At 54.5% G+C, this 13,905-nt stretch carries 8 protein-coding genes; all 8 read left to right on the top strand.

Translation table 11 applies throughout. From position 1 onward, the window contains the following. Window positions 1-94: 94 nt before the first annotated feature. The 8 genes from darT to ACTG19_RS07830 all read left to right on the top strand — a co-directional run bounded on the left by darT (window position 95) and on the right by ACTG19_RS07830 (window position 13,846). Entirely contained in the window at window positions 95-748 is a 654-nt protein-coding gene (gene darT / locus ACTG19_RS07865; protein WP_058396005.1) for a type II toxin-antitoxin system toxin DNA ADP-ribosyl transferase DarT, read from the top strand. Next, window positions 745-1,809, top strand: coding sequence for a type II toxin-antitoxin system antitoxin DNA ADP-ribosyl glycohydrolase DarG (gene darG / locus ACTG19_RS07860; protein WP_259584242.1), 1,065 nt, complete (start codon window positions 745-747; stop codon window positions 1,807-1,809). Before darT ends, darG begins: the two co-directional genes overlap by 4 nt. A 74-nt stretch (window positions 1,810-1,883) precedes the next feature. Beyond that, complete coding sequence (locus tag ACTG19_RS07855) at window positions 1,884-5,015, top strand: type I restriction endonuclease subunit R (protein WP_439988945.1); 3,132 nt, start codon at window positions 1,884-1,886, stop codon at window positions 5,013-5,015. Beyond that, window positions 5,015-5,728: a M48 family metallopeptidase gene (locus ACTG19_RS07850; protein WP_181497544.1), complete on the top strand. Its 714-nt coding sequence runs from the start codon at window positions 5,015-5,017 to the stop codon at window positions 5,726-5,728. The genes ACTG19_RS07855 and ACTG19_RS07850 overlap by 1 nt, the downstream gene beginning before the upstream one ends. Window positions 5,729-5,901: 173 nt before the next feature. Beyond that, entirely contained in the window at window positions 5,902-7,962 is a 2,061-nt protein-coding gene (zorA, locus tag ACTG19_RS07845) for an anti-phage ZorAB system protein ZorA (RefSeq protein ID WP_181497543.1), read from the top strand. Then, window positions 7,962-8,729, top strand: a complete 768-nt coding sequence (locus ACTG19_RS07840) for an OmpA/MotB family protein (RefSeq protein WP_024941047.1) — start codon at window positions 7,962-7,964, stop codon at window positions 8,727-8,729. The genes zorA and ACTG19_RS07840 overlap by 1 nt, the downstream gene beginning before the upstream one ends. After that, window positions 8,726-10,786, top strand: a complete 2,061-nt coding sequence (locus ACTG19_RS07835) for an EH signature domain-containing protein (protein ID WP_181497542.1) — start codon at window positions 8,726-8,728, stop codon at window positions 10,784-10,786. The genes ACTG19_RS07840 and ACTG19_RS07835 overlap by 4 nt, the downstream gene beginning before the upstream one ends. After that, window positions 10,787-13,846 carry a DEAD/DEAH box helicase gene (locus ACTG19_RS07830; RefSeq protein ID WP_421296823.1) on the top strand — a complete coding sequence of 1,020 codons (3,060 nt, stop codon included), beginning with the start codon at window positions 10,787-10,789 and terminating at the stop codon, window positions 13,844-13,846. It begins immediately after the preceding gene. Window positions 13,847-13,905 lie beyond the last annotated feature (59 nt).

Here is a 13,905-nt window from a genome sequence, read left to right as displayed (position 1 = left end):
ATGGCGTGCACAGCGGCCACCCGCATACGAAAAGCGGGTGGGGTCATCGTTGGCGTGTTTATCAAGCGCTGGGTATCGCAGGAGCTAGCCACCCATGGCCTATGACTATAGCCAGAGCCTGAATCCGCAGAAGGCGCTGATATTCCGGATCGTGCATCGGGATAACCTGGAATGGATCCTGACCCATGGTCTGTGGGCGGGGAATGGTCAGCAGCAAAACCCGCACTGGGTGCATATCGGGTTGCCGGAGCTGATTGCCAAGCGTGCGCGCCATCCGGTGCCGCTGGTGCCTTACGGCGTGTTGAATGACTATGTGCCCTTCTACTTCACGCCGTTTTCTCCCATGCTCAGCAATATTCACTCAGGGCGCGGTGTTCCCCAGCGTGACAATGATGAAATCCTGATCCTGGTTTCCAGCCTGCATCGCATGGCTGAACTGGGGCTGCCGTTTGTGTTTACCGATAGCCATGCTTATTACCAGTGGGCCAATTTCTATGTCGACCTTGGTGATCTGGGGCGGATTGACTGGCCACTGTTGCAGCGCCGTGACTTCAAGCGTGATGCGGACGATTTGAGCAAGCTGGAACGCTATCAGGCCGAGGCCTTGATCCATCAACATTGCCCCATCGAGGCGTTGCTGGGCGTGGTGTGTTACAACGAAGAGATAAAGAACCGCGTGGAACAATGCATGAATCGGGTCGGGGTCGCGCGCCCCGTCTATGTCCGTGATGGGTGGTATTTCAGATGATTCGATATACAACAGGCAATCTGCTGGATGCTCCGGTGGAAGCGCTGGTGAATACCGTCAACACCGTCGGTGTCATGGGCAAGGGGATCGCCTTGATGTTCAAGGAGCGGTTCCCGGCCAATATGCGCGCCTATGCCGAGGCGTGCAAACAGGGTGATGTCGTCACCGGCAAGATGTTTATTACCCAGACGGGTGAGCTGCTGGGGCCGCGCTGGATCGTGAATTTTCCGACCAAACAGCACTGGCGCAATCCGGCACAGATGGCGTGGATCCAGGATGGTTTGCAGGATCTGCGGGCCTGGTTACAGGCGCAGCAGGTCTCTTCGATTGCCATTCCGCCGCTGGGGGCTGGCAACGGTGGTCTGCCTTGGCCAGAGGTCAAACAGGCGATTGAAACGGCACTGGGCGATCTGGATATCGATATCCTGCTCTATGAGCCCAGTAGCCAATACCAAAATGTGGCCAAGCGCGGCGGGGTGGCGGAGCTGACTCCGGCTCGGGCCTTGATTGCTGAACTGGTACGTCGCTACTGGTTTTTAGGGATGGAGTGCAGCTTGCTGGAAATCCAGAAGCTGGCCTGGTTTCTGGCTCGGGTCATTGGCCGCAACCCGCTGGGGGATCCGCTGCAGTTGCAGTTTAAGGCCCATCGTTATGGCCCTTATGCCAACAATCTGACCCATCTGCTCAATGCGATGGACGGCAGTTATCTGCAGTCCGACAAGCGCATCCCGGATAGCAAGCCGTTTGATGTCATCTGGTTTAATGAGGCTAAAAAACAAGAGCTTGCAGTTTATCTCCAGACCGAGGCCAAAGCATTTTTACCGATACTGGAGCAGACGACCGCGTTAATCGATGGTTTTGAGTCGCCCTATGGCATGGAGTTATTGGCCACGGTGGATTGGTTGATCGCCGAAGAGGGCTGTGCGCCGACGCTGAGCGTGCTGCGCGAGGGGTTGCACCGCTGGCCAGCGGGAACCCCGTGGGGTGAGCGCAAGGCGCGGCTGTTTGATGATCGCAGTCTGCAGATCGCCTTGACCCGTTTGCAGCAGGGATTGGTGTAACGACGTTTGTGTAACGAATAAGAGCGGCTGCGCGGTTGTCGCATCGGCGTGAGAGAATAACAGGGATAGAGAGCATGATTTCAGTCGGCCAACGGGAGCGGGCAACCCAGAACCGCGTCATCAAGTTATTTCAAGCGGAGCTGGGCTATCGCTATCTGGGGGATTGGCATACACGGGAGAACAACCGTAATGTCGAGCCGGAGCTGCTGACCGCTTGGCTGGTGGGGCGGGGCGTGGACGCGGCGCTGATCCCCAAGGTACTCAGGCAACTGGATCGGGCAGCGAGCCTGGGCGAAGGGCGCCTCCTCTATGATGCCAACAAGGAGGTCTATCGCCTGCTGCGTTATGGCGTGAAGGAAAAAGTAGGGGCAGGCGAGCAGAACCAAACCGTCTGGCTGATCGACTGGGCCAATCCGCAGGCCAACGACTTTGCCATTGCCGAAGAGGTGACGGTCAAAGGCGAGAATAAGAAACGGCCGGATCTGGTGCTCTATGTCAACGGCATTGCCCTTGGCGTCATTGAGCTCAAGCGCTCTACCGTCTCTGTCTCTGAAGGTATCCACCAGAACCTGGATAACCAGAAGAAGGATTTTATCCGTAACTTCTTCACCACCATGCAGTTGGTGATGGCGGGCAACGACACCCAAGGGGTGCGCTACGGCACTATCGAAACCCACGAGAAATACTATCTGGAGTGGAAAGAGCCAGCCGATCCAATCCATTCCGACCATGTCGATCTGCCGAGTGCCAATCTGCTGGACCAGCATCTGGCACAGTTGTGCAGTAAGGCGCGCTTTCTGGAGCTGATCCACGACTTTATCGTGTTTGATGCGGGCACCAAGAAAACCTGCCGCCATAACCAGTATTTCGGCATCCGTGCCGCCAAGGCATATATCCGCCGCCGGGATGGCGGCATCATCTGGCACACCCAAGGCAGCGGCAAGAGCCTGACCATGGTCTGGCTGGCCAAGTGGATCCGCGAAAATGTGACCGACAGCCGGGTGCTCATCATCACCGACCGCACTGAACTCGATGAGCAGATTGAGAAGGTATTCAGCGGGGTGGAGGAGGAGATCCTGCGCACCAAGAGCGGTGCCGATCTGGTGGCCCGTCTGCATGCCCATAATCCCTGGCTGATCTGCTCCCTGGTGCATAAGTTCGGTCGCACACCAGAAGGCGAGTCGGATGACGAAGATGACGGCAGCTCGGATGATTTTATTGCTGATATGCGCCGCAGCTTGCCATCGGACTTCAGCCCCAAGGGCCAGCTGTTTGTGTTTGTCGATGAGTGTCACCGCACCCAGTCTGGCAAGTTGCATGGGGCTATGAAGAGCCTGTTGCCGGAGGCTCTGTTTATCGGTTTTACCGGCACGCCGCTGATGAAGCAGGACAAAAAAAAGTCCATCGAGGTCTTTGGCCCCTACATTCACACCTACAAGTTCAACGAGGCGGTGAGTGATGGCGTGGTGCTGGATCTGCGCTACGAGGCGCGGGATATCGATCAGCGGGTCAAATCCCAGAAAAAAGTGGATGAGTGGTTCGATACCAAGACCAAGGATCTCTCGCGGCTGGGCAAGCAGCAGCTTAAACAGAAGTGGGCCTCAATGCAGAAGCTGCTCTCCAGTCGTTCGCGGCTGGAGCAGATAGTGGCCGATATTCTGCTCGACTTCGAGCGCAAGCCCCGGCTGGCCGATGGTCGTGGCAATGCCATGCTGGTCTGCGCCAGCGTCTATCAAGCCTGCAAAAGTTACGAGATGTTCAGCCAGGCCGGTTTTGCTGGCAAGTGCGCCATCGTCACCAGTTACCAACCCAATGCCAGCGAGATCAAGGGCGAGGAGACGGGCGAGGGGCTGACGGAGAAGCTGGCCAAGTACAACATCTATCGCAAGATGCTGGCCGACTATTTCGAGCAGCCGGAGGATGAGGCGGCTAAGCGGGTTGAAGAGTTTGAAAAACTGGTCAAGCAGCGTTTTATCAAAGAGCCGGGCCAGATGCGGCTGCTCATTGTCGTGGATAAGCTGCTGACCGGTTTTGATGCCCCCTCTGCCACCTACCTCTATATCGACAAGAAGATGGCTGATCACAACCTGTTCCAAGCCATCTGTCGGGTGAATCGGCTGGATGGTGACGACAAGGAGTACGGCTACATCATCGATTACAAAGACCTGTTCAAGTCGCTGGAGAAGACGGTCAACGACTATACGGCCGAGGCCTTCGCGGGTTATGACAAGGAGGATGTGGCCGGGCTGCTCAAGGATCGACTGGCGCAGGCCAAAGAGGATCTGGATAACGCTCTGGAAGCCGTCCGTGCATTGTGTGAGCCGGTGAAGGCGCCCAAGTCGCAACTCGATTATCAGCATTATTTCTGTTGTGAGCCGGGAGCCGATGAAGAGACGTTGAGCGAGAAAGAGGCATTGCGGCTGACCCTCTATCAGTTGGTGGCCAAGTTGATCCGCGCCTTTACCAATCTGGCGGGTGAGCAGGAGGAGGCGGGTTACAGCGCCTCGCAGGCGGAGTCGATCAAGCAGGAGGTCGAACACTTCGCCAAGGTCAGGGATGAGATCAAACTGGCCAGTGGCGATCTGGTGGATATGAAGCAGTTTGAGCCGGGGATGCGCCAGATGCTGGATCTGTGGGTCGATGCCGATCCCAGCGAGACGCTGATGGACTTTGAGGAGCTGGGGCTGTTGGAGCTCATTATCCAGCGCGGCCCGGAGGCGCTGGAAGGGCTCCCCAAGGAGATGCGCAAAAATCAGGAGGCGATGGCCGAGGCGATTGAAAACAACGTGCGCCGGACCATCGTCGATGAGAACCCGGTCAACCCCAAATACTACGAGAGGATGTCGGTGCTGCTCGATGAGCTGATCGATCTGCGCCGCCAGCAGGCCATCTCCTATCAGGAGTATCTGGAAAAGGTCCGCGAGCTGGCCAAGCAGGTGAAATATCCACAGAGCCATAGCCAGAGCGCCTACCCAGAGAGCATAGACACGGCAGCCAAACGGGCACTCTATGACAATCTGGGCAAGGATGAGCTGCTGGTGGCCAGGATTGATACCGCCGTGCGTTATACCAAGAAGGCCGATTGGTATGGCGATCGCTTCAAGGAGCGGGAGATCGCGTTTGCCATTGCCGAAGAAACCAAGGGATACGATGTGATCGTTGCCGAGGTGATGGAGCTGGTGAAAGCGCAGCAGGAGTACCACTGATGCCCCTGATCACCATTGGTGAGCTCACGCTGGAGTTGCAGCATAAGGGGATCAAGAACCTGCACATCAATGTGCTGCCCCCTGATGGTCGCGTGCGCGTCTCGGCCCCGGCGTCGCTGTCACAGACGGCCATCAGAATGGCCGTGGTCAGACGCTTGCCGTGGATCCGGCAGCAACAGGCCCACTTTCAGGCGCAGCCACGTCAGAGCGAGCGCCAGATGTGCAGCGGCGAGACGCACTACCTTTGGGGACGGGGCTATCGATTGGAGGTGATCCCGGTTGAGGGAGCGCACAGCGTCAAGCTACAAGGGGGGTGGATCCGGATGCGGGTTCCCGCTCATTATGACGCCGCGAAGCGAGAAGCCTTGCTACTGGGCTGGTATCGCCAATTGCTGCGCCAGCGGTTGCCGATATTGATTGCCAAGTGGCAGGCCTTGCTCAACGTCACCCCTTCGTTTGTCGGTATCAAACGGATGAAGACCATGTGGGGGAGCTGCAAAACAGATACATCCCGCATCTGGATCAACCTCGAATTAGTCAAGAAGCCCCCCGAATGCCTGGAATTTATTGTGGTGCACGAGCTGGTTCACCTGTTAGAGCGCAAACATAACCAGCGATTTATCACACTGATGGATACCCATCTGCCCAACTGGCGCGAGCATCGCGAGAAGCTCAACAAGATGCCGCTGGCGTTTAACCGGTGGGGGTATTAGGGAAAAGTAGTTAGGTAAGTTTGTGGTATGGTGCCGGCAAAACCAGATTGACGCGGCTCATCTGTTGAGCGGATTACTTTGTTTTTGTTCATTCGTTATCTCGACCTGGTCAAAACACTAGGTTAAAGACTGCCGGTTTTTTTCAAGAATCAGTTGAACATTTGGGATTAGACATGTGGGATTTACTTAAACACCTATGGCCTGACTTTAGCCAGATGCTGAATGGCACTACCAATGGGATCAGTGCGTGGTTCTGGTCATTCACATGCTTCATCTTTTTACTATCCCTGTTTTTTTTGATTAAGCACTACCTCAATTTCATTGAAAGAAACAAAGCATTGAGATCTTTGTTGGATGGGCAAAGTAGAGAAACATTGGCTTACTCTCGCCGTGAAATACTTCAGAGGGCTCAAAAGCTGAATGCCAACAATATTGGTCATCTCTGGCAGGAATTTGATGAAAGCCTTGTCTTATCTTCTGACAAGAAACAACTTTTCAACAGCATTGACGCGGAGCATTTTTTCAATGCAAAAACCTTGGCAACGGGCCTAACCGCCAGCCGTTTACTAGCAGCGACCCCCAGCTTTTTAGTGGCGATCGGGGTGCTCGGAACCTTTGTTGGATTAACCATTGGTCTAGAGGGGCTAGTGGGCAATACGTCAGAAATCGAGACCCTCAAGAGTGGTATCAATAAGCTCATCTCTGGCGCAGCAGTTGCATTTATGACCTCGGTCTGGGGGGTTGCTTTCAGTCTCCTACTCAATCTGTGTGAAAAGCTGTTTGAACGCAAAGCGCTGAACGATATCCAAGACCTGCAAAACAGGATTGATTTCCTCTATCCAAGACTCCCTGCGGAACAATCTCTGGTGCATATCGCCGAGTACAGCAAAGAAAGTAAAGAAGCACTGCAGGAGCTGCACGAGCGGATCGGAGACCGACTGCAAGAAAGCATCAATGGCATGAGCGAAGCTATGCAAAATGCCCTCACTGACACACTTAATAATATCATGGGGCCGGCCATCCAAACCCTAGTTCATTCCACTAATCAACAATCAAGCCAGGTGATGGAAAACCTGGTAAGCAGCTTTATGGAGGGTATGAGCTCGGCAGGCAGAGTACAGGGTGAACAGCTCGAAAAAGTGGCCGCGGATGTCAATATCGCCGTCAGCAGCATGGGCGAACGTCTTGAACAGCTGTTTAGTAAATTAAGCTCTCAACAGACTAGCAGCCTGGATGCTCAGGATGAGCAGTCCAAACGTTTCCAGGAGCAGTTGCAACAACTGGCCAATTCGGCAGATGAACGACAAGGCCAGTTGGAGAGTCGATTTGGTAAGATGATGGGTGACTTGGCCCAGCAACATGAGCAACAGCAAACCACGTTACTGGAGCAGCAACAAAAAATGCTGGGCAGTCTGGGCACCGCGAGCCAACAGCAAATCGAGGCTATGACCTCGGCCGTACAGCAACAACAGAACACATTGCAGGATGCCGTTGGCAAACTGCTGGATAACTTAAGTCAACAAGGTGCTCAGGCGGATGTTCGCGAACAGATTCGTCAGGATAAATTCCAACAGCAGCTGACTGACGTAACACAACAGCAGCAAGCGTTGTTGACCGCCTTAGCCGACTCAGTGCAAGCCGGTCAACAACAAAGCCGCCAAATGGCGGAACAGCACCAGCAATTGCTGACTCGCTTGCAGCAAGTGACCGATTCCGCAGCCCAGAGCAGCAAGCATATGGACAGCAGTGCCAATCAGCTAGGCCTGCTCTCCACCAATGTCCGTTCTGCCGCCGATCTACTGGGGCAGCGCTTGGAACAAGTGACACAACAAATTGAGCAAGCCGGTAGCCAAAATGCTGCACTTACTGATCAACTCAAGCAACAAGCCGAAATGCTGGCCAGATTGCAAGATGGCCTGCTGCAGGGAGCGGAGCGGTTCGAACAGGCTGCCAGTGAGGCTCGCCATGGCTTTGTTGAGATGAAGCAAACGCAGCAACAATTCCTGACAGGGGTGAGAACCGAATTCAATGCCTTAGGCGAGACGTTGCGTTCCCAAGTTGAAGCCATCGAAAAACAGGCTGAACAGTGGCTGCAAAAATACGCCAGCGAAGTCAGCACCCAGGTTCATGAGCGTATGGATCAGTGGAACAAGGTTTCTCTGGAATATGCCACCAAGATGTATCACACGGCCGAAGCCATGAGCAGTGTGCTGGATGAGCTGGAGCAACGCTGATGCAATTTCGTAAAGCTCAAACCACCAACGTTGACGAAGAAAACCCCTACTGGATGTCCTTTTCCGACATCATGTCCGCCCTGCTCGTCATCTTTATTATGGCCTCGGTGATCCTGATCCTGCAGCTGATGGAGATCCAAAAAGAACTGGAGCATAAACAAGCCAAGTTTGAAGAAGAGATTGTCGCGCTAAAACAAGCCGAGCAAGTACGCCGCACAATTCTTGACGAAGCAGTAGAGACCCTGCGCAAGCGCGGCATCAAGGTAGAGGTCAGCCAGAATCACACCGTCTTGAGCATTCCCAACGAACTGCTCGGCTTTGAAACTGGCGCCTTTGATATAAGTCCGACCTATCAATCTCGGGCCAGGGAAATAGGCGAAGTGCTTAACATGGTAATCTCTCGTGACAATCGAGTGGAGTTCCTAGATACCATCTTCATCGAAGGACATACCGACAACCGTCCCCTGCAGGGCTTTATGGGCAAGGGTAACTGGGGGCTGTCAACCTTCCGCGCCATTTCCCTCTGGCAGTTTTGGGAAAAATCACTCATCGGTGATGAACAACTATCCCGGCTGAAAAATAGAGATGGCCATCCCCTCTTTTCGGTCAGTGGCTATGGAGAAACACGGCCAGCGGTGTCTAATCAAGTGACGGAGACAGATTTTAAGCGTAATCGTCGCATCGACATTCGTTTTACCATCCGCAGACCAGACAGCGCACAGTACGAACAAGTGAAGGAACGGCTGCAGGAGGAACTTCAGCAATGAAGTTGCCCGAGGCCAAATCCATGGCAACCTCTTGGGGCCTACCCACGGTAAACGCCTGGGCCGAACTCCAGACGAAGGCTTCCAAGATGGAGGGGGCTGCAGGGCACAACGACGCCTTCAGCCAGATGCTCACCTCACTGCGCAACATGGCCATCTCAGGCCGGTTTGAGGCATTACCTGGACTACTGAAGCGCCGACTCACTGCACGAGCCCTTAGCTGGTTTTGGCTTAGTGGCGACCGGTATGCCGAGCGACTGCTCAGCCCCCAACTCCTCTCCGCGCTGTTGCATGCCCAACAACCCAGGCTGACCCGCATCACACTCCAGCAGTTGGTGCAGCTCTACTTTCGTCAATTCGACCTGTTAGACCAACATGATGGATTTCGTGCCATGCTGGAGCTGGCACTGCTGTCACAACTGGAGCAACTGCCAGAACCTCGTATTGCCACCCTGCGGCCGAACCCGCTCATCAGCCTAAAACAAGAAGGACACAAACTTCTTGGATTGGACGGCCCTCGTCAACTTGCAGAGCAGACGCTACAAGCAGGACGCGAGCTTGGTGTGACATTTAGCGAACTGGGCCTGCAAGGCCTGGATGATGGCCGTTACGGCGATATCTGTCGTGCTCACTTCTATCTCGAGACCTTGCGCATTTTGTCACTGGACGAATGGTCACCTGTGATGGATGAGCTACTTAAACCCTCGGTCAGCAAGGCTCCCTTTGAGGGGGACCGCTGTATCGGCCATGCCGCGCTGGAGATCCTGATCGACCGTACAGGCCAGGAGCCCAGCGATGCCTGGCAAACCTTCATCCTCAACCTGGCAGGCGATCCCCGCATATCCAGCGCCGCCACAAATTACCGTCAATGGTGGCAACCACTGGGCGAGGCACGGATTCAAAAGGTCAGAGGCTGGCTATCCAAAGAGGATCTTCGCCTCTTTTTGCAGGCCGTTGAGCAATATGGGATCCAGAGTCATAACGACGAATTACAGCGGATGTTTCCCGCCAGAAAGCTGTTTCTGGAGGGCTTGTTCAAACTCAAACTGATCCGTAATACCCGTCTGCTACTCGGTAACCGGGCCCAGCAAATCGTTAAAGGGATTTTGGGTAAGGAAGTAAAAACCAGCTTCGCTCCCATGGATGGGGCTATGAGCGATAAAGCGGTGATCTATCTGGACTGTGGCGATTTCTACCTGATTGAAGGTTCCCACAGTTTCAAAATTTGGGTCTATTTGGCGCCCCCAAGTGACATACTGACCACTTATGAGAAACGGATATTCAGCCATGCCGCACTGACATCCACCATTCCTGCTGGCTACCAAAAACGATATGGCAATCTTCCTCTCGCCAGCATCGTCCACACACCACACACTTGGCAGCACAAGGTCTTCACCTTCTTGGCAGACAACGGCATCGGTCTGGATATGGAGCAACTACTGAGCCGCCAGGACTACCAATACCAGCTTCGCCGCTTTGGCATCCCTGCAGTCAATCCCAAACGGACACCGGTGCCAACTCCCAGCCAGCCGACAGCCAAGTCATTTGTCGACACGATAACTCACCAGTCAGCTCTAACTAGTCTCAGTCCATCACCAGTAGATCAAGTCAGGGAGGCATCCCATCAGGCCAAGCTTTATGAAGAACCCCAGCAGCTCCCAGCGAATGCGTCACGTGCAGTGAACAAGTTATCAGCTGAGCAGCTTTCAAAGCTGAATGGCAGGTTCAAATACAAGAACAAACCCGCTCCAGCAACACCCCATTCGGATGAAATAACCAGCGCTAACACTGTTGCGGAGCCTTCGCTCTCCGAACTCTGCCCCCGGGTTAGCCAGCTCAAACCGCTAGAGCTTAAGGTACTGCAATATTTTGCCAGCAATGCCGGTGACAGAGCTCGTCATGGTGCCAACGTCTTGGGCATGACAGTTCAAGAGATCAATCAACAGCTTTATGGGCCCCTTGGTACGCTCTGCTGGCAAAACAGCCAATATGGCTGGCACCTCACATCCGTAGCAGCCGCGGAATTAACCGCTTATGAAGAGCATCATAAAGGCCACTAAATGCGCTTAGTCGAATTCTTGCGATCCTTTATTGGCGACACGGACAACGCCATCAACAACCAGTTAGGTTTTCACAGCCAACCTGACTCCAGCGGGTTGAATTTTTTCCTGCCAGCAAGTGAGCTCAAATCACTGCAAGTAGGACAGGGGAACACCCGGCAAAAGGTGCAACTCATCTGCCTCAACATGTTGGCCGAGCAGGGTGTGGCCGAGACCACTGCTAATGGTTTTCATATTGAGGCAGAAGACATCACTGGTATGGATGGCGAACAAGCCGAGATCCTGGACCTGCCGCCCCGCTTCCCCGGGCAATTTGTCTCCACGATTCACGGCCGAACCGGTAACAGCGGCTTTCGGGTAGCCATTACCGCCAGTATGCCTGAAGGGGAAACCCCCTTTACCCGCAAAGGGCCCTTTCTGTACTTGGGTAGCCAAGAATGCTATTGGCTGACGCCAGCAGAATTAATGGGACTGATGGCTTGGGAGCAACACGAGACCCTGACAGCCGAGCTGCGAGGCGAAACCGCTAACCTGCGACTGATGGCCGAGCTGCAAACGGCGGCACGAAGTGGTATGCGCATCGACCTTAGTCATTTTGAGCGCCTTGACGTAGTGGTGCCGGACAACATAGGTATCATAGCCACCCGCATGCCGGATGGTAGCCTGCAGCTTTGCCCCTGTCTGGGAGAGGGATCCACGCCAGATCAATTGCAGAAGCGATGGGCGCAGATAGATATGAGCGCTAATGGCGGCGTGTTGCGAATAGATAATCGCGTAGTACTGCTGGACGAACCCCGGTTGGCCGGGATCCGCAACGTACTGGCCAATACACGCATTCCTGCCGACAAGGTCAATGAGTTTATTGCCACCCCTACCGCTTTTTTGGATGCCGCCTTGGTTAATCTCGAGGTTGGTTTCTCCATTAGGGTCGCAGGTGTAGGCCGACTACAGTACATGGACTTTGGCGGGCTGGATACCAACCAAAACAATTGGTTTGCTCTTGACTCCCGTCCATCACCCCCGGAGGTACTCAGCGGACTTATTCAGTCGCCTGAGGAATTGCAACGTTTTGAAGATCTATTGCAAGCGGCACGAGCCCAAGGCGCCAGCACTCTGACTTTTGGTGAACAGACGATCGACATCACCAACGTCGATGTAGTGGAAAAACAAGTTACCGCCATCAAGCAACGTCTTGCCGGCCATTCTGGCCTCGACGATGAACCAGCAGATGAATCAGTCACACTTGAGACACCAGTAGACGAAGAAAAAGTCAAAGAGCGCGTTGCCGTCATTCTCAAGGAGGCGGATGCCATCCATACCACCTTGTTGAACAAGACCAATTTCGCCACCCTGCCAGCCTCACCTGACTGGTCACGCTATGCGCGCACGCCCTTCTCTCACCAGCAAGAAGGCATCGAATGGATGCTAAAACTGCTGAATGTGGCCTTGCATGAAGATCCCGAGGATCTCTACCGACTGCAAGGCGGCCTGCTGGCCGATGACATGGGGTTGGGCAAAACCTATATGACCTTGGTGACCATCGGTGAATACCTGCATCGTCAACGCAGCCAGGGCCAGGCAGAAAAGCCCATTCTGGTGGTGGCGCCACTGAGTCTGCTGGAGAACTGGGAAGATGAGGTCGCCAAGACCTATAACAGCGTGCCGTTTCGCGACCAGGTGGTGTTGCAAGCAGGTCGTGATCTAGGGAGGTTTCGGATCCGAGGTGCAGAAAGAGAGTCGGTACAGTTGGCCTCGCTGGCAGATGAAAGCGGCATGCTAGATGAACAAAGCATCCGCTATGCCCTGGCCATAGGCCCAGAGGCCGGGATCCATCGGCTGGACATGGATAGACGGCTAGTACTCACCACTTATCAAACCTTGCGGGACTACCAGTTTTCACTCTGCCGCATCGACTGGGGTATGGTGATCTTCGATGAAGCGCAAAACATCAAGAACCCCAATGCCTTACAGACCCGTGCAGCCAAAGGCCTCAAGGCTGACTTCAAGCTGCTGGCAACCGGAACCCCAGTGGAGAACAGCCTGGGAGATTTTTGGTGTTTGCTGGATACCGCCCAACCCGGGCTGCTCGGTAGCTGGCAACACTACCGGGACAGCTGGATAAAACCCATTCTGAATGCCGAAGAGCAAGAACGCGACCTGATCCGTATCCAAATCGGCGAGCAATTACGCCGCACCGTAGGTACCTTCATGTTACGCCGAGTCAAAGAGGAGCAGCTCAAGGGACTACCCAGCAAGACCATATGTAATGGCGTACAGCAAGCAGATAGCCAGCTGCAACGCTATCACCCCGAATTGAGCCGCGTCATGAGCGGCTTACAGTTGCAGGCCTATGATGCCGTACTCGATGAGTATCGCAGTCGCCGGGCTAGTGACGAAAACATGCAAGGAGCGGCCCTGGCTGCACTCTCCCGGCTCAGAAGCATCTCATTGCATCCAAGGCTGGATGACGAAGCTGCGCTCTACAGTCAGGATGCCAAGCAGGCCCGTCAGTACATGCAGGAATCCGGCAAGCTCACCATTGTTCTGCAGTTACTGGAGCAGATCCGTAGCCAGAACGAAAAAGTCATTCTGTTTATGATGACCAAGCGGTTGCAGCGAGTACTCAAGCTCTGGCTGGATCAGATCTACGGCCTGGATATCGCCATCATCAATGGCGACACCAAGGCGGTGGCCAGTAAAGTCGAGGATCTGACGCGCAAGAAGCTGATCAGCCAGTTCGAGGCTCAAGCCGGTTTCAATGTGATAATCATGTCCCCTGTGGCTGCAGGGGTCGGTCTGACCGTGGTCAGTGCCAACCATGTGATCCACTTGGAGCGTCACTGGAACCCAGCCAAAGAGGCCCAGGCCTCAGACCGGGTCTACCGCATCGGCCAGCAAAAACCAGTGTTTATCCACTTGCCGACCCTGACTCACCCGCGATTTGATGCGTTCGATGTCCATCTGGATCGCCTGTTGCGCGGCAAGCTGATGCTGAAAGATGCAGTGGTCACCCCCGAAGCCGTCAGCGAAAGAGAAATGACAAGTGCCATGGGTCTGTAGTAATGGAGTGGGCCATCGCCATAGACGCCGCAGCGATCCAAAAATAGGGAGACCCTGTT

The organism is Aeromonas sp. 3P (assembly GCF_051919745.1).
GTDB lineage: Bacteria > Pseudomonadota > Gammaproteobacteria > Enterobacterales > Aeromonadaceae > Aeromonas > Aeromonas veronii.
This window is presented reverse-complemented; position numbering and strand designations above follow the sequence as displayed.